The sequence below is a fragment of the Azospirillum sp. TSH58 genome (assembly GCF_003119115.1).
Classification (GTDB): Bacteria; Pseudomonadota; Alphaproteobacteria; order Azospirillales; family Azospirillaceae; genus Azospirillum.
In genome coordinates this window covers 25,019-41,030 of the sequence record NZ_CP022365.1, presented here as the reverse complement: position 1 = coordinate 41,030, position 16,012 = coordinate 25,019, and the positions used below count along the sequence as shown (strand labels likewise).

The following is a 16,012-nucleotide window of genomic DNA, read 5'->3' as shown; positions in this document are numbered from 1 at the left end:
GCTTTCGGAAACGATTCGGTCGGCGACTCGGCGATTTTTGCCCCGGGAGTGCCGTTCATGCTCCGCAGGGGTGGGTGGACCGGAGTGAGTCGGGAGAGGGGGCGCGACAAGACTCCAAACCTGGAACGGTCCGCGGGGGGCGGCGTGATGGGGGCCGCGGCAAGAAAAAGGGGAGGATGCCCGATGGCATCCTCCCCTTTTCCGGCCCCTTTTCCGGCCCCCTTCGCGGGGGCCGTCGTCCGCGTCATTGTCTGCGTCAGCCGAAGAAATGGCTGCGGAAATAGTGGATGGTCCGTTCCAGCCCGTCGCGCAGGGGAATGGTGGGCTCCCACTCCAGAAGGCTCTTGGCCTTGGTGATGTCGGGGCGGCGCTGCCTGGGGTCGTCCTGGGGCAGCGGGCGGTGCTCGATGACGGAGCGCGACCCGGTCAGCGCGACCACATGCTCGGCCAGTTCCAGCATGGTGAACTCACCGGGGTTCCCGATGTTGATCGGCCCGGTGACCTCGGCGGGCGAGTCCATCAGCCGGATCATGCCTTCGATCAGGTCGTCGACGTAGCAGAAGGAGCGGGTCTGGGACCCGTCGCCGTAGACGGTGATCGGCTCGCCCTTCAGCGCCTGCATGATGAAGTTCGACACCACGCGGCCGTCGTTGGGATGCATGCGCGGCCCGTAGGTGTTGAAGATGCGCATCACCTTGATCGGCAGCTTGTGCTGGCGGTGATAGTCGAAGAACAGCGTCTCCGCGCAGCGCTTGCCCTCGTCGTAGCAGGAGCGTGGCCCGATCGGGTTGACGTTGCCCCAATACTCCTCGGGCTGCGGATGGACGGCGGGATCGCCGTAGACCTCGCTGGTCGAGGCCTGGAGGATGCGGGCGTTCAGCCGCTTCGCCAGCCCCAGCATATTGATGGCGCCATGCACGCTGGTCTTGGTCGTCTGCACGGGATCGTGCTGGTAATGGACCGGGGACGCCGGGCAGGCGAGGTTGAAGATCTGGTCCACCTCGACGTACAGCGGGAAGGTGACGTCGTGGCGGATCGTCTCGAAGTTCGGGTTGCCCATCAGATGGGCGATGTTCCGCCGTGATCCGGTGAAGTAGTTGTCGACGCACACCACCTCGTCGCCGCGGGCGAGCAGCCGCTCGCAGAGGTGGGAACCGAGGAAGCCGGCGCCGCCGGTCACCAGGACGCGTCGATTGAAGCTACGAATTCCGGTCATGGAGTGTCTCTGGAGAGTTTCTCTGGGCGGTTCGGTTCACCGGACGTCACCGCCGGCGCCCGGATGGAAAACACGCTTGCACATGGCCGCAAGTCCGCAGCTTTGGCAAGCGATTATGCCGCGACCGCCGTTCCGAAGGCGGAGGCCGTTCAGACGCCGGCGATGCCTTGCCGGCGCAGAAGCTCCACCACGCGTTCGGCAAGCGCGTCCGCGTCCTCCGCCACCGTGTCCAGCCGCAGTTCGGGCGCATCCGGCGCCTCGTAGGGCGAATCCACCCCGGTGAAGTTGCGCAGGGTTCCGGCCCGTGCCTTGGCGTACAGCCCCTTGGGATCGCGCCGCATGCATTCCTCCAGCGGGGTGTCCACGAAGACCTCCAGGAAGGCGCCGTCCGGCAGAAGGGTGCGCATCGCCTCCCGCTCCGCCCGGAAGGGGGCGATGAAGGCGCAGAGCACGATCAGCCCGGCCTCCGTCATCAGCTTCGCCACCTCGCCGACGCGCCGGATGTTCTCCACCCGGTCGGCGTCGGTGAAGCCCAGGTCGCGGTTCAACCCCAGCCGGACGTTGTCGCCGTCCAGCATCATCGTGTGGTGGCCGAGCGCGTGCAGGCGCCGCTCCACCCGGTTGGCGATGGTGGACTTGCCGGACCCCGACAGGCCGGTGAACCACAGGACCGCCGGGCGCTGCCGCTTGAGCGCCGCGCGTTCCCCGGTGGACACCGCCAGTTCCTGCCGGTGCAGGTTGGCGGCGCGCCGCAGCGGGTGCCGGATCATCCCGGCGCCCACGGTCCGGTTGGAGAAGCGGTCCACCAGGATGAAGGAGCCGGTGTGCCGGTTGGCCTCGTAGGCATCGAAGGCGAACGGCGCCGCCGTGGACAGGTTGCACAGCCCGACGGCGTTCAGCCCCAGCACCGTGGCCGCCCCATGCTCCAGCGTTTCCACGTTGAGCGTGTGGCGCAGCGCGGTGACGGTCGCCGGGATCCACCGCGCGCCCGCGCGCAGCAGATAGGAGCGGCCGGGGATCAGCGGCTCCTCCGCCATCCACAGAAGATGCGCGGCGAACTGGTCGGCCACCTCCGGCGCGCCGTCCGGCCCGCTCAGCAGGTCGCCGCGCCCGGCGTCCACCGCCTCTTCCAGGGTCACGGTCACCGCATCGCCGGCCCAGGCCCGTGCCACGTCGCCGTCGAAGGTCACGATCCGGGCGATCCGGGCGGACCGGCCCGACGGCCACACCGTCACCGCGCCACCCGTCTCCAGCCGTCCCGACAGGACCGTTCCGGACAGGCCGCGGAAATCAGGGTCGGGACGGTTCACCCACTCCACCAGAAAGCGCAGCGGACCTTCCGCCGCCGCTCCATCCTCCACCGCGGCGCTCTCCAGATGCTCCAGCAGGGTGGGGCCCCGGTACCAGGGCATGGCCGCGGAGCGGTGGACGACGTTGTCGCCGCGCCGTGCCGACAGCGGGATCGCCGTCGCCGACAGGAATTTCAGGGGACCGGCGAAGGTTGTGAACTCCTCCAGGGCAGCGGCGAACACGGCTTCGCCGTCCTCCACCAGATCCATCTTGTTGATGGCCAGGACGACTTGGCGGATGCCCATCAGGGAGGCGACGATGGCGTGCCGCCGCGTCTGGGTCAGCAGCCCCTTGCGCGCGTCCACCAGCAGCACGGCGAGCGACGCGCCCGACGCGGCGGTCGCCATGTTGCGCGTGTACTGCTCGTGCCCCGGCGCGTCGGCGACGATGAAGCTGCGGCGCGGAGTGGCGAAGTAGCGGTGAGCCACGTCGATGGTGATGCCCTGCTCGCGCTCGGCTTCCAGCCCGTCCACCAGCAGGGAGAAGTCGATCTCCCCCTCCCGGTCCGTCCGGCCGCGGCTGTCGCGCCGGACCTGCTCCATCTGGTCGTCGGGGACCAGTCCGGCATCGTGCAGGAGCCGCCCGATCAGCGTGGACTTGCCGTCATCCACCGACCCGCAGGTCAGGAAGCGCAGCAGGCTCTGCCCGGTGCCGGCTGTCGGAGAGTCCGTCATCAGAAATATCCCTCCCGCTTCTTGCGCTCCATCGAGGCCGGCTCGTCGCCGTCGATCAGGCGGCCCTGCCGTTCGGAGATCCGTGAGGCCCGCATCTCCGCGATGATGTCCTCCACGGTCGCGGCATCCGAGTCGATGGCCCCGCTCAGCGGGTAGCAGCCCAGCGTCCGGAAGCGCACCCGGCGCATGTCCGGGACCTCGCCGGGGTTCAGCGGCAGGCGCCCGTCGTCCACCATGATGAGCGCGCCCGAGCGGCGGACCACCGGGCGCTTCGCCGCGAAATAGAGCGGCACCACGGGGATGGTCTCCGCGGCCACGTAGCGCCAGACGTCCATTTCGGTCCAGTTCGACAGCGGGAAGACGCGGACCGTCTCCCCCGGCCGGATGCGGGTGTTCCACAGGCGCCACAGCTCGGGCCGCTGGTGCCGCGGGTCCCAGGCGTGGGCGGCGTTGCGGATGGAGAAGACGCGCTCCTTGGCGCGGCTTTTCTCCTCGTCGCGCCGCGCGCCGCCGATGGCCGCGTCGAAACCGTGCCGGTCGAGCGCCTGGCGCAGCGCCTCGGTTTTCATGACGCGGGTGTGGACGGTGGAACCGGACCGGATCGGGTCGATGCCCCGGGCCACCCCCTCCTGGTTCGTGTGAACGAGCAGGTTCAGCCCCAGCCGCTGCGCCGTCTCGTCCCGGAAGGCGATCATCTCCCGGAACTTCCAGCCGGTGTCCACATGCAGCAGCGGGAAGGGAACCGGCGAGGGATGGAACGCCTTGCGCGCCAGATGCAACAGCACGCCGCTGTCCTTGCCGATGGAATAGAGCAGCACCGGATTGCCGAAGCTGGCGGCGGTCTCGCGCAGGATGGCGATGGATTCCGCTTCGAGGAGCCTGAGGTCGTCGGGCAGGGTCGGCATCGGTTCTCCGGTCAGGTGCGTCGCCTTCCGGAGTGTACGCATTTTCCAAAGGGCCGTTTGGACTCCACCGGCGGAGCGGAACGGTCCAGCCGGTGTAAGCCGGCCGGCCCTATCCGGCCCGCCGCGCCAGGAGGCCGGGCAGGGACCGCCACAGAAGGGCGCTGCCGCGCAGCACCGCGCGGGCGTCCGCCGGGGAACGGGCGGCGAGCGCGTGGGCCAGCCGCACCAGCGGCTCCACCGTCAGGGTCGCCGCCGTCACCAAGGCGGCGGCGGGGGCGGAAAAATGCTTGGCGGCGAATTGCATCCGGCTGCGCAGGGCGTAGAACAGCCGCCGGTCGCGCACCCGGTCGGTGGTGCCGCCGCCGCGGTGGTAGGCCTCAGCCCCGGCGAAATGCACCACCTCCCAGCCGGCGCGGCGGGCGCGCAGGCACAGATCCACATCGTCGAAATAGACGAAGAAGCGCTCGTCGAAGCCGCCCAATTCCTCGAACAGGGAGCGGCGGATCAGGAGGAAGGCGCCCATCACCTGATCGACGGGGCGGCTGTCCAGATGGTCCCACTCCGTCATGAAATGCGGTGGGAACAGGCTGGGCGCCAGCCGGTCCAGCCCCACCGCCTGGGCGAGGATGCGGCCCGGCGTCGGCGCCCGCGCGCAGGACCGCTGGGTCCGCCCCGCCTCGTCCACCAGCCGGATGCCGAGGATTCCGGTGCGCGCCTGCGCCGGTTCCGCCAGGAAGGCGAGCGCCGGGGCGAGCGACCGGTCCGACAGCCGGGTGTCCGGGTTCAGGAACAGCAGCCAGTCGGCCCGGGACCCGACGGCGCCCTGGTTGCAGGCGGCGGCGAAGCCGCGGTTCTCCGGATTGCGCAGGACGGTCAGCGGCCCGCCGCCCGCAACCAGGGCGCCGGTCTCCAGCCCGTCCGCCGACCCGTCGGCGGAGGCGTTGTCCACCACCACCATGGCTTCCAGCGCCATGCCTTCCAGTGGGGCGGCGCCGGTCAGCGCCGAAGGCACCGAGGCGGCGCAGGCGCGCAGCAGGTCCCCGGCGTTCCAGTTCACGGTGATGATGCGGACGCTCGGGATCATGGTCGGTGCGGGGCGATTCGGCGTTCCAGCCGCCGGGGGAATGTGGTCTGTTACCGCGCCCTCCCCATCCTGGGCAACGCCTGTCCGGCGTGAAGGAAGAAAAAAAGAGAGGATGCCCGGCCGCATGCGCACGATCTCCCGGCATGAGCCGACCCGGTCCGGTCCGCGGCTGGCCGCCGCACTTCTCTACGCCGCCGCGGCGCTCTTCTATGTGGTGTTCTGCGCGCAGCTCCTGGTGAAGACCCCGCCCTACGCCGGGCTGGACGAGCCGTTCCACTGGCAGCGGGTGTTGCAGATCGCCCAAGGGCACTTCCTGGCGAAGGAACTCGGCCCCAACTCCTGGGGTGGGCCGATCGACCGGGCCAGCTACCTCCACATGCTCCATTACATCGAGCTGATCCAGAAGCACGCCCCGGTCGATGCGGCGCAGGCCCGCGCGCTGTCCAACCATCTCGCCACCCTGCCGCCACGGGACGAGGTGGTTCCCTTTCCCAGCTCGGCCAGCTTCGCGCCGCTCGCCTATCTGCCGCAGGCGGCCTTCACCGCCGCCGCGCGCGCCTGGGGGCTGGGTCCGCTCGACCAGATGCACGCGGGGCGGATCGGCAACGCCGTGGCCTACGGGCTGATGGTGCTGGCGGTCCTGTGGGCGCTGCCCGGCGGGCGGCTGGTCTTCGCGGCGCTCGCCCTGTCGCCCTTCGCCCTGCAGAGCGCCTGTTCGCTCAGCGCCGACCCCCTGAACCTGACGATTTCCGCCCTGTTCCTGGCCCTGGTCTGGCGGTTCCGTGCCCGCGGCGCGCCGCTCGGGGCTTGGGAGGTGGCGGGACTGCTGGCCCTGTCGGCGGCGCTCGGCTTCCTCAAGCTGACCATGGCCCCCTTCGCCGCCGCGGTGCTCTACCTGCCGGGCGCGGTGACGGGCGGGACGCGGGGGCGGATCGCGCTGACCGCGCTGTGCCTGGGGCTCGCGCTGGGCATCGCGCTCTCCTGGAACATGGCCTATCCCTTCGTCCCCGGTCCCTATTGGGGAACCGCGGCCGACCCGGCGGCGCAGATCGCGGCCATGCGCGCCGACCCGCTGGAGACGCTGCGGATCTTCGCCACCACCACGCGGGACTGGGCGATCATGTGGTGGCGCGACGGCTACGGACGCTACGGCGGTCACCCGCCGCCCTGGAGCGGCTACGCCGACGACCGGCTGATCCTGGCGGCCCTGTGGGTCCTGCCGGTCCTGGCCCTGTGCGACGGCGCCCGCCGCCGCGATCCGGTGATCGGGGTGGGCTATCTGCTGCCGGCCCCGGCCTATGTGCTTCTCGTCATGGCGGCCTTCTGGGTCGGCTTCACCCCGGTCGGGGCGGGCACGGTTCTGGGCCTCCAGGGCCGCTACTTCCTGCCGGCCCAGGTTCTGGTCGTCCTGGCGCTTGCGGCGGCGGCGGGGCCCTGGCCCCCGGCGGGCCTGCGCCGCGGGCTGCGGCTCGGGCTGTTCGCCGTTTGTATGGCGCTGAACGGCGCGGTTCTGCTGGAGGTGCTGGCCGCCTGGGGGCGGCTGTGGAGTCCGGCGGGCGGCGTGAATTGACAGCGGCGGCGTGCAGCGCCTATCTGTTGCGGCCCGTTTCCTCCTTCCCGCGCTGGTGGCGGTGCCGCCTGCGGAGCTTTCCAGGACAGTCGCATGGAACAGCGCCCTTCCGCCCTCCGCCTTGCCGCCAGAACCCTTCGCGCCGCCCTGACGCGGACCGGGCGGCCCTCGCCGCAGCCGTCCCGCAAGCCCTTCGTCTACGCCATCGAGGTCTTCTGGTGCGACCGCAACGGCCTCTATCTGGAGGGCTGGATTCACGCCTATGAGCGGCGAATCCTGGCCCTGCGCGTCGCCGCGGGGGAGGATGCCTACGAGATCGCCAGCTTCGCGCCCCGCCCGGACGTGCTGCCCCATTACGCGGAGTTTCCCAACAGCGCGCAGAGCGGGTTCAAGCTCTATCTCCCCTGGCGGGCGGGCACGCCGGTGACGTTCGAGGTGATCACCGCCGACGACCGCTTCGTCGAAACGGTGGAGCTTCCCCGCTCCCCCGAGGCCGCCCGCAAGCCCTACTGCCTGACCGACGGCAGCGTCTGGCAGGACCCCAAGCCGGAGCACGGCGCCGCGGAGCGGGCGTTCGAGGATTTCCAGCGCGAAGTGAACGAACGCAGGCTGGTCGTCGCCGAGGTCGGCGCCCGTGTGGTCAGCTCGCAGATGAGCCCGCTGCGCGCCGCCTTCGCCGGGGCGGAGCGCTACATCGGCATGGATATCCACGCCGCTCCCAACGTCGACGTGGTCGGAGACGCCCACTACATCCACGACCTGATCGGAACGGCGGCGGCCGGGGCGGTCTTCTCGCTGTCGGTGATGGAGCATCTCGCCCATCCCTGGCTCTTCGCCTATGGCGTGAACCGGGCGCTGCGGGTCGGCGGCCTGACCTTCCACACGACCCACCAGTCCTGGCCCGTGCACGAGGAACCGAACGATTTCTGGCGCTTCAGCGACGAGGGGCTCAAGATCCTGTTCGGTCCGGCCATGGGGTTCGAGATCATCGCCGCCGGGATGAATCAGAGAGTTCGAATATACATGGAGCATTGTGTTCCGGCGCATGCGCTCATGCCGCTCGTTTCGTCCTTTGGCGGTTCTTTTGTCTTGGCCCGCAAGGTGCGGGATGTGCCGGATGGCGTGGTGACATGGCCGACCGATCGCAGGATTTCGGAAGATCTGGCTCGCCATTATCCGCAGCGTGGCTAAGGAAAAGCCAGTGCTGCGCCTGTCCGGTGCTGCACTCCTTGTGGTTGGAAGACCGTCTTGTTAAGACGACAGGACGGAACAGGACGATGTTGGGGATGGAATGAACAAGATCGACATGGGCGGTACGGAAATCATCGACTGGACCCAGACGATCGTTTGGGAGGCCGGGGATAATCATCTGGACGCCATCTGCCCGGCCTGCGGTGACGGCGCGGCCAAGCAGGTCCGTCTGCGCGTCCGTTCCCCATGGCCTCCGCATCCGGAGCAGCCCCTGGTGTCCTGCCCGGCCTGTGGAACCGCCTTCCATCCGACCATGGGGCAGCCGCCCTACGAGGCTGTGCTGGACCCGCTGGTGGACGTCTATCTGGAGCAGAATGCGGGCATCGACGTGATGGCCGAACTTCTGGCGGCGATCGATCCCACCGCGGTGCGCCGCTACATCGAGATCGGCTGCGGCTTCGGCTTCCTGCTCGATTACGCCCGCGTGGCGTTCGGCTGGGATGCCCGGGGCTTCGATCCGGGATACAGCGCCCGCTTCGGACGGGAAGCGCTCGGCGTCGACATCCAGCACGTCTATCTGCATTCGGCGGCGGATGCGGGGCCGGAACCCTACGATCTCGCTCTGTGCGCCGAACTGATCGAGCATGTCTTCGAACCGGAAAAGCTGCTCGTCGTCCTGCGTGATGCGCTGACGACCGATGGCACGCTGCTGCTCACCACGCCCAGCGCCACCGGGATCCGACCGGAAACGCAGCCGGGCACTCTGTTGTCGATGCTGTGCCCGGGCTATCATTACGCGCTCTACAGCCCCAAGGGGATCGAAGCCCTTCTGCGCAGGGTCGGGTTCAAGAGCGTCATGGTGGTGGACCGCGGGCACACCCTGAGGGTGGCGGCGTCGGTCGGCGAGGAGCTGAGGGCCGATTTGACCCGGCCCTTCGACCGGCGCCCCTACCATGATTATCTGCGGACGCGCGTCGGAACGACGGATCCGGTCACGCCCCTTGGCGTGGGGTACCGGTACCGGCTTCTGAAGGAAATGACCAACGCCGGGAACTTCGAAGCCGCGCGCGCCGCGCAGGCGGACGTGTTCGCGGCCTGCCGGCAGCACTGGAAGCTCGATCTCACCGACCCCGCCCGTCTGCTCGCCGATCTGTCGGCGGCTCCGAAGCCGAAGAGCATCGAGGAGCATCACGGCGCTTATCCGTTCTGCCTGGGCAGCATCCTGTATTTCAGCGGCATTCTGGCGTGGCTGGCCGACGGGCAGCATGACCTTGCCCGGCGGTGGTTCCAGGCGGCGGCGCTCGCCGGCGAACAGATGCGCGCGACCCTGCACATCATCGGGGCCGACGACGAGGAAAGCGAGGAACTGATGTGGCGGGCCCGCTGCTACGCCAGCCACCTGCTCGTCTGGAGCCAGCCCGACCAGGCCGTGGAAGAGCTGCAGGCGCTTGCCCACACACCCAGCCCGCTGCTCGGCGAACGCATTCCCGCCGGCATCCTGGAGGACGCGCAGCGCAAGATCTTCGTGGATCTGGTCAATCTCGGCCACTACAAGGCGGCGGACCGGCTGGCCGCGGGGGTGGAAGCCGCCCTGCCGGGGAGCGGCGCCGTCCTGGCCTCCACCGCCTTCGCGCTCGGCATCCTGACGCTGAACCACCGCAAGGCGCCGCGGAACGCCGCGGCCTTCTTCGGGCGCGCCCACCAAGCCTGCCTGGAACTGCCCGACCGCGCCACCGCGCCGATCGTCCAGGCCCTGCTGTGGCCGTCGCTGTTCCACCAGGGGCAGGCGCTGGTCAACGCCGGAAAGAAGGATGAGGCGGGCGAGGCCCTGCGCGGCCTGCTGAAGCCCGAGGCCGGCCTGCCGTCCGTGCCGCTCGACCTGCGGGCGCGGACGGAGCTTCTGGTCCGCACCCAGCGCCTGCCCACCTGAACGCGAGCCAGAGGACGGAAACGCCCCCATGCTGAGCACCCTGATCCGTCTTCCCTTCCGCCTGCGTTTCGTGATCGCCTGGGCGATCGTGCAGAGCAAGATCCTCGCCGGATACGCCTCCTACGCGCTCAGCGCCTTCCGCAAGGACAGCTATGTGCGCGAACGTTGGGACGGGCGGGTGCCGCTCGCCGGGGCGCGCCGGGTGGTGGTGTTCGTTCATTACGACCGGCAGGGCGTTGTCCACGATTTCGTGTGGCATTACCTGCGCCAGCTCCACGCGCTGGGCTTCGCCATCGTCTTCGCCAGCAACGCGCCGCGTTTGGTCGATTCCCAGATCGAGCCGCTGCGGGACATCTGCGCGCTCATCCTCCGGCGTGACAATGTCGGCTACGATTTCGGCGCCTACAAGGAAGGCATCGCCGCCGTTCCGGATCTGTCCGCGCTCGATTCGCTGCTGCTCGCCAACGACAGCGTCTACGGCCCGCTGCACCATCTGGCCGGGCTGCTGGAGCGGATGGACCCGCAGGACGCCGACGTCTGGGGCGCGTCGGACAGTTGGGAGTTCGCCTTCCACCTGCAGAGCTATTTCCTGCTGTTCCACAAGGGGGCGCTCGCGTCTCCCGCCTTCGCGGCCTTCTGGGACCGGCTGCGCTACGTCCAGTCCAAGACCTGGATCGTGCGCAAGTACGAGATCGGGCTGACCCGCGCGCTACGCCGCGCCGGCCTGCATTGCCGGGCGGCCTTCCCCTACCGTCAGGCGGCGACCGCCCTGATCGAGGCGGTGGTGGAGCGCAACATCGCCGGCGACGGCATGGACCCGGTGCGCAAATCCTTCATCCAGCAGGTTTTCCGGACGATCAACGCCGGCGTGCCGCTGAACGGGACGCATTTCTTCTGGGACTATCTGATCGCCCAGATGGATTTCCCGTTCCTGAAGCGTGACCTGCTGCAGAAGAATCCGGCCCGCATTCCGCTGCTGAACTATTGGGAACGGGTGGTGAAGCAGTCGAGCGACTACGACACCGAGCTGATCCTGCGCCACCTCGAATTGTCCTTGAAGAACCGAAGCGTCTGAGCCGTCTCACCGGATCGCCCTTGAGGTGATGGGAACACACCGTTCCGGAAATGGGTGTACAGTGCGCGTCGCCCCTTCCCGTCATGGAGGGTGCTGCCCTATGGTCAGACCGTAACGGTTGCCGTGCCGCGAACGAGATCGTCGATGGAAGAGCCTCTGGTCAGCGTCGTCATACCGGTCTTCAACCGGGCTCACACGCTGCGCCGTGCCATCGAAAGCGTGCTGACGCAGGACGTCGCGTCCTGGGAATTGATCGTCGTGGACGACGGCTCCACCGACGGCAGCCCGGATATACCCGATTCCTTCGGCGATGCGCGCATCCGTTCGATCCGGCACGAAATCAACCGCGGGGCGGCGGCGGCGCGCAACACGGGGGTTGAGGCGACGCGCGGCCGTTACATCGCCTTCCTCGACTCCGACGACGAATGGCTGCCGGGCAAGCTGCGCGCCCAGATCGGCGTGCTGGAGGGCGGGCCGGACGCACCGCAGGCGCTGTGCACCGGCTTCCTCCTGCACCGGGAGGAGACCGGGCGGCGCATGAAGCGGTGGCCAAAGCCCGAGGGAACCTGGTTCGAGACGATCCTCGACGGTTGCTACGTCTCCCCCGGCTCCACCCTCATGGTGCGGCGCGATTGTTTCGCCGCCGTCGGCCCGCTCGATGAAACGCTGCCCCGACTCGAGGATTGGGACTGGCTCCTGCGCTGCATGGAACGTTTCACCTTCGACTGCCTGCCGGTGCTGGGGGCGGTGGTGCATGTGGGACGGCCCGCGCGCTCGGGACCGGTCGCCGTCGCCATCGACCGTCTCGACCGGCAGCACACCGAACGCGTGCTGCGCATCGCCGGTCCGGAAGGGCTGCGGCGTTTCCGCGCCAGCCTCGCCATTGAACAGGCGGTCGCCGCCGTGCACGAGGACGCCCATGTGAAGGCGCTCAGCCACATCGGGCGCGCCTTTTCTTGGTCCCCGACGCGCACCGCGCGCTTCCTGGCACGCTGCGCCGTCCGGGCTTTCTGACGGCTGCGCTGTTCAGGCCTTCCGACGGCTGCGCTGTTCAGGCCTTCCGACGGCTGCGCCGTCCCGGCTTTCCGGCGCTTGCCCGCTTCGGCGGTGGGCGGGGTTCAGTGGCGGGCGGGCAGGCGGCGGTAGAGGGCCAGCAGACGGTCGGTCGCCCCCGGCCAGGTGAAGTCGCGGACGCGGCGGCGCCCGTCGGCGATCAGCCGGTGCCGCAGGGCGCCGTCGTCGAGCACCCGCTCCAGGACCTCGGTCAGGCTTTCCGGAGTGGCGGGGTCGAAATAGACGGCGGCATCGGCGGCGATCTCGGGGAAGCAGCTCCGGTCGCTCAGCACCGCCGGGCAGCCGTTGGCGAAGCTTTCCAGGATCGGCAGCCCGAATCCTTCGTACAGCGACGGGAAGACGAAGGCGGCGGCGTGCGCGTAGGCGTAGGCGAGGTCGGCGGCGGCCAGCGTGCGTTGGTGCAGACGGGTGGCGCAGCCCGCTTCCAGGAAAGGCTGGCGCTCCTCGTCCTGGAGATGCCCCCCGCCGACGCAGACCAGATGCAGGTCGGGCCGGCGCGCCAGCAGGGCGGCCAGACGCCGTGCGACTCCCGCGAAGTTCTTGTAGCCGTCGCGCCGGCCCACGATCAGCAGGAAGCGGTCCGGCAGCGCGATCCCCGCCCGGCGGCCCGGCACCCACACGGCGTCCCGCGACAGACCGTGATGCACCACCTCCACCCGCGCCGGATCGACTCCGTAGAGCCGGACCAGATCGGCCTTGGTGTGCGCCGACACCGCGACGATGGCGGCGGCGGCGGCGCAGAGCGCCCGCTTGCCGGGGTGGATCTCCTCCGGCTTCGGGAAGATCTCCGGCATCAGCTCCGGCGCCATGTCGTGGACGGTCACCACCATGGGCCGTCCGTGCAGGAGGTCGATCAGGCCGGCGTCGTAGAAGGTCTGGTGGAAAACGTCGAAGGCGCCGTGGCCGAGCGCCCGGCGGACCAGTCTGCGGTTGTGGGCGCGCAGCAGGCTGCGCTTGCCGGGAAAATGCCCGCCGCCCAGGAAGCCCCGGACGTCCAGGTCCGGCTGATCCATCAGGTGGCTGTTGATGACCTGACGGAAGGGCAGGACCACCTGCACGCCGGGACGGGCGCGCAATTCCGTGACGACCTCGGCAAAGCAGCGGGACACCCCGCCGTGGCGCTGGATGGAGAAGATATGGTCGTCGAAGAGAACGCGCATGCCGCGGCTCAGCGCCGCCAATTCACGCCGAGCCGCACCAGGATGCCCAGCGTGATCGTGCGCAGGCGCCAGAACGGGCTGTTCTGCATGCTGCTCAGCTCGTTCCGGACCGTGTGCAGATGCTGTTCGCTGCGCTGCAGGCGGCGGCGCAGGACCCAGGGTGACTCGTCGTCCTCGTCGCCGGCGCCGGCGGCCACGCCCGCCGCCTGCGTCGCCCGCAGTTCCTGCCACACCGGCGGCGGCGGGGCGAGGCGTCCGTCCTTCAGCTTCGACGCGCTGTCCAGCAGATGGGCGGCCATGGTCTCGGCCATGGCGCCGAAGGTGAAGCGGGCGGCCTGCTCCAGACCGCGGCGAACCAGGTCGCCCCGCCGCTCCGGGGCACGGGCGGCGGCGAGGGCCGCCACCATGCCGGCGGCGTCGTCCTCGCCCACGAACAGCGCGGCGTCGCCGGCCACCTCGATCAGCGAGGAGTTGGCGCAGGTGATGACCGGGCAGCCGCAGGCCATCGCCTCGACCACCGGCATGCCGAAGCCCTCGTAGCGCGACGGGTAGGCGAGGGCCTCCGCCCCGGCGTAGGCCAGCCGCAACTCCTCGTCGGTCAGCGACAGGCGCAGCGTCCGGGTGTCGGGAGCCAGGGCGCGGAACATCGGCTCCACCTCCTTGCCGCCGCCCACGCACACGACCGTCAGGTCGCGGGTCGCCGGGTCGCCCAGCCCGAGCGCGCGGAACAGCAGAAGGCCGTTCTTGTAGCCCTGATAGCCGGATCGCTCGCCCACCATCAGCACATAGGGGCCGGTCAGCCCGTGCGCCTTGCGGAAGCCGTCCACCTCCGCCGCGTCCGCCGTGCGGAAAGCGTCTCCGGCGCCGCAATAGGCCACCGCCGTGCTGCCCGCCGGGATCGAGGGGAACAGCCGCTCCAGGTCGCGGGCGGAGTTCCGCGAGATCATGATGTGGGCCGAGGCGTGCAGGATCGCCCGGTGCTTCTCCCGCCACGTCTCGTCGGCGAGCGGGAAGCCCAGCGCCTCCGGGATCATGTCGTAGCCCATGAAGACCGACGGCGTGGCGGTCGGCGTGGTGTAGTAGGTGGAGACGAAGAGATCCGCCCCTTCTTCCCGGCAGACCCGTTCCAGATGGAGGCTGTCGGCGCCCGGGGACGCCTTGTCGTGGGCGCGGATGGTGCGGGTGTGCACGCCGGGGATGCGCGGCGCGGTGCCGGCGCGGTCGAGCAGGACGACATGCTCGGCGAAGCCGGATGCCGCCCAGGCCTGGAGCACGGCCGTCCAGACCCGCGCGATGCCGGAGCCGAGATGCTGGTAGAACACCCCGTCCACAAGGATCTTCGGGCGCGTCGGCGCCAGGGCCTTGCGCCGTTCGGCGACCTTTGCGGGATCGAGGAAGCGCCAGGCCCCGCTCCCCGTCGCCTCATCCGGCACGGCGATGGGCACCACGCCACGCGCGGCGGCGGTGTCGGCCAGGGTCTCGTCGCTCACCCAGGGAAGATAGTCGCGCAGCAGCGCGGAACCCGTCACCTCCTCCTGCAGGCGGCGCCAGTGGGCACGGGCGTCCTTGTAGCCGTAATAGCTTTCCTTGAAGGCGGCCTGCGCTTCGGTCGCGTAGGCGAAATGCTGGAAGACGACGCCGGCCTCCTCCATCTCGTCCTGGGTGAAGGGGTCGATCTGGGCGCCGTCCTTGCCGTCGGCGCCGACGAGGGTCGGCGGCTCGTGCGCGGCCCAGGTCATGCCGGGCTCGAAGCGCCAGGTGCGCAGCCATTCCTGCTGCGGGTTCTGGGCGTAGTTGTGGCGCGTGCTGATGATCCGCTCCGGCCCGACGAAATAGTCGCACCAGTAGAAGGCGGCGGTGCGCTTCGGGTTGGCCTGGAACATGGCGTGGACGGTGCGGATCTGCTCCGCCGTCCACAGCTCGTCGGCGTCCACCTGCCAGAGCAGCCCGGCCTCGCGGATGTGGGGCAGGGGGGCGTTGACCATCTCGCGCTTGCCGTCCCAGAAGGAATCCAGCGGCTTGCGGTGGATGGTGATGCGGTCCGGGTGACGGGCCGCCAGCTCGTCCAGATAGGCGGAGGTGCCGTCGTTGCTGCGGCCCCGGTCGTGCACGCTGTCCAGCACCCGCCCGCCGGACGCCAGGCTCCAGCCGGTGTCGTGGGACAGCGAGGCCACGCCCTCCACGATGTGCCAGTGCCACCGCAGGGGCAGCGAGGCGAAGACCGCCTCGTGGTAGCGGATGAAGGGCTCGCCGTTCAGGACGATGGTGAAGAAATGGATCGGCAGGTCGGTCCCGGACTCCAGGGGGCGCCGCCGGAAGGCCGTCCAGTCCTCGCCCTCCGCGATCGTCTCCCAGCCGGGCTCGTCGCGCAGGCGGCGGCGCATCAGCCAGCCGCTTCCGCTCCTGGAGGACGCCCGGATCACCACGGTGGCGGTGTCGTCGGCCCGGTCCAGCGCGCGCAGCCCGGTGAAGCCGGCGTCCTCGACCAGCAGCAGGCCGAAGCCGCCGCGGGTCCGCCGTGCGCCGGCCTCGGGAGGTGCGGCGGGATGGCGCTTCAGATCCTCTTCGAGTTCGGCGAGCAGGCCGGCGAGCGGCGGCAGGTCGGCATCGCTGCGGAAGCGCAGCCAGGTTTCGCCGATCTCGTGGGCGTTGGGAAGCGGAAGGGCGATGTCGGCCCCGATCCCCCGGCCTCCGTCAGGGACGGGCGCAGCGGGTTGCCTGCCAGCCCGCGCCGCAGGGCGTCCCGCCCCGGCCCCGAACCGACCGCCAGAATTCGGGCGACC

The 16,012-nt window shown here is 69.9% G+C and carries 11 protein-coding genes; 5 read left to right on the top strand and 6 right to left on the bottom strand.

What is annotated here, in order from left to right; translation table 11 throughout:
- Positions 1-256: 256 nt before the first annotated feature.
- From TSH58p_RS18040 to TSH58p_RS18025, 4 genes are all read right to left on the bottom strand, one after another.
- Positions 257-1,216 (bottom strand): UDP-glucuronic acid decarboxylase family protein, encoded by a 960-nt coding sequence (locus TSH58p_RS18040; protein ID WP_109067616.1) that lies wholly within the window; start codon positions 1,214-1,216, stop codon positions 257-259.
- A 149-nt stretch (positions 1,217-1,365) separates the two neighbouring features.
- Positions 1,366-3,240 carry an adenylyl-sulfate kinase gene (gene cysC, locus TSH58p_RS18035; RefSeq protein ID WP_109067615.1) on the bottom strand — a complete coding sequence of 625 codons (1,875 nt, stop codon included), beginning with the start codon at positions 3,238-3,240 and terminating at the stop codon, positions 1,366-1,368.
- Entirely contained in the window at positions 3,240-4,145 is a 906-nt protein-coding gene (gene cysD, locus TSH58p_RS18030; protein ID WP_109067614.1) for a sulfate adenylyltransferase subunit CysD, read from the bottom strand. The genes cysC and cysD overlap by 1 nt, the downstream gene beginning before the upstream one ends.
- Positions 4,146-4,254: 109 nt before the next feature.
- The gene (locus TSH58p_RS18025; RefSeq protein WP_109067613.1) at positions 4,255-5,229 is read right to left on the bottom strand and encodes a glycosyltransferase family 2 protein; all 975 of its coding nucleotides are present in this window, start codon (positions 5,227-5,229) and stop codon (positions 4,255-4,257) included.
- A gap of 124 nt (positions 5,230-5,353) precedes the next feature.
- Here TSH58p_RS18025 and TSH58p_RS18020 point away from each other — a divergent pair, with 124 nt between their 5' ends.
- From TSH58p_RS18020 to TSH58p_RS18000, 5 genes are all read left to right on the top strand, one after another.
- Positions 5,354-6,799, top strand: a complete 1,446-nt coding sequence (locus TSH58p_RS18020; protein ID WP_109067644.1) for a DUF2142 domain-containing protein — start codon at positions 5,354-5,356, stop codon at positions 6,797-6,799.
- Positions 6,800-6,892: 93 nt separating this feature from the next.
- Positions 6,893-7,990 (top strand): hypothetical protein, encoded by a 1,098-nt coding sequence (locus tag TSH58p_RS18015; RefSeq protein ID WP_109067612.1) that lies wholly within the window; start codon positions 6,893-6,895, stop codon positions 7,988-7,990.
- Positions 7,991-8,090: 100 nt separating this feature from the next.
- The gene (locus TSH58p_RS18010; protein ID WP_247873784.1) at positions 8,091-9,920 is read left to right on the top strand and encodes a bifunctional 2-polyprenyl-6-hydroxyphenol methylase/3-demethylubiquinol 3-O-methyltransferase UbiG; all 1,830 of its coding nucleotides are present in this window, start codon (positions 8,091-8,093) and stop codon (positions 9,918-9,920) included.
- 28 nt (positions 9,921-9,948) lie between these two features.
- On the top strand, positions 9,949-10,995 hold the full coding sequence (locus TSH58p_RS18005; protein ID WP_109067611.1) for a rhamnan synthesis F family protein: 1,047 nt from the start codon (positions 9,949-9,951) through the stop codon (positions 10,993-10,995).
- Between the two features lie 144 nt (positions 10,996-11,139).
- Positions 11,140-12,009: a glycosyltransferase family 2 protein gene (locus tag TSH58p_RS18000; protein ID WP_109067610.1), complete on the top strand. Its 870-nt coding sequence runs from the start codon at positions 11,140-11,142 to the stop codon at positions 12,007-12,009.
- Positions 12,010-12,113: 104 nt separating this feature from the next.
- Here TSH58p_RS18000 and TSH58p_RS17995 read toward each other — a convergent pair whose 3' ends face one another.
- Both TSH58p_RS17995 and TSH58p_RS17990 read right to left on the bottom strand, forming a co-directional pair.
- On the bottom strand, positions 12,114-13,229 hold the full coding sequence (locus TSH58p_RS17995; protein WP_146205798.1) for a glycosyltransferase family 1 protein: 1,116 nt from the start codon (positions 13,227-13,229) through the stop codon (positions 12,114-12,116).
- 8 nt (positions 13,230-13,237) lie between these two features.
- A complete protein-coding gene (locus TSH58p_RS17990; protein WP_109469311.1) occupies positions 13,238-15,613 on the bottom strand; it encodes a glycosyltransferase family 1 protein in 2,376 nt (791 codons plus the stop codon).
- Between the last annotated feature and the right edge of the window lie 399 nt (positions 15,614-16,012).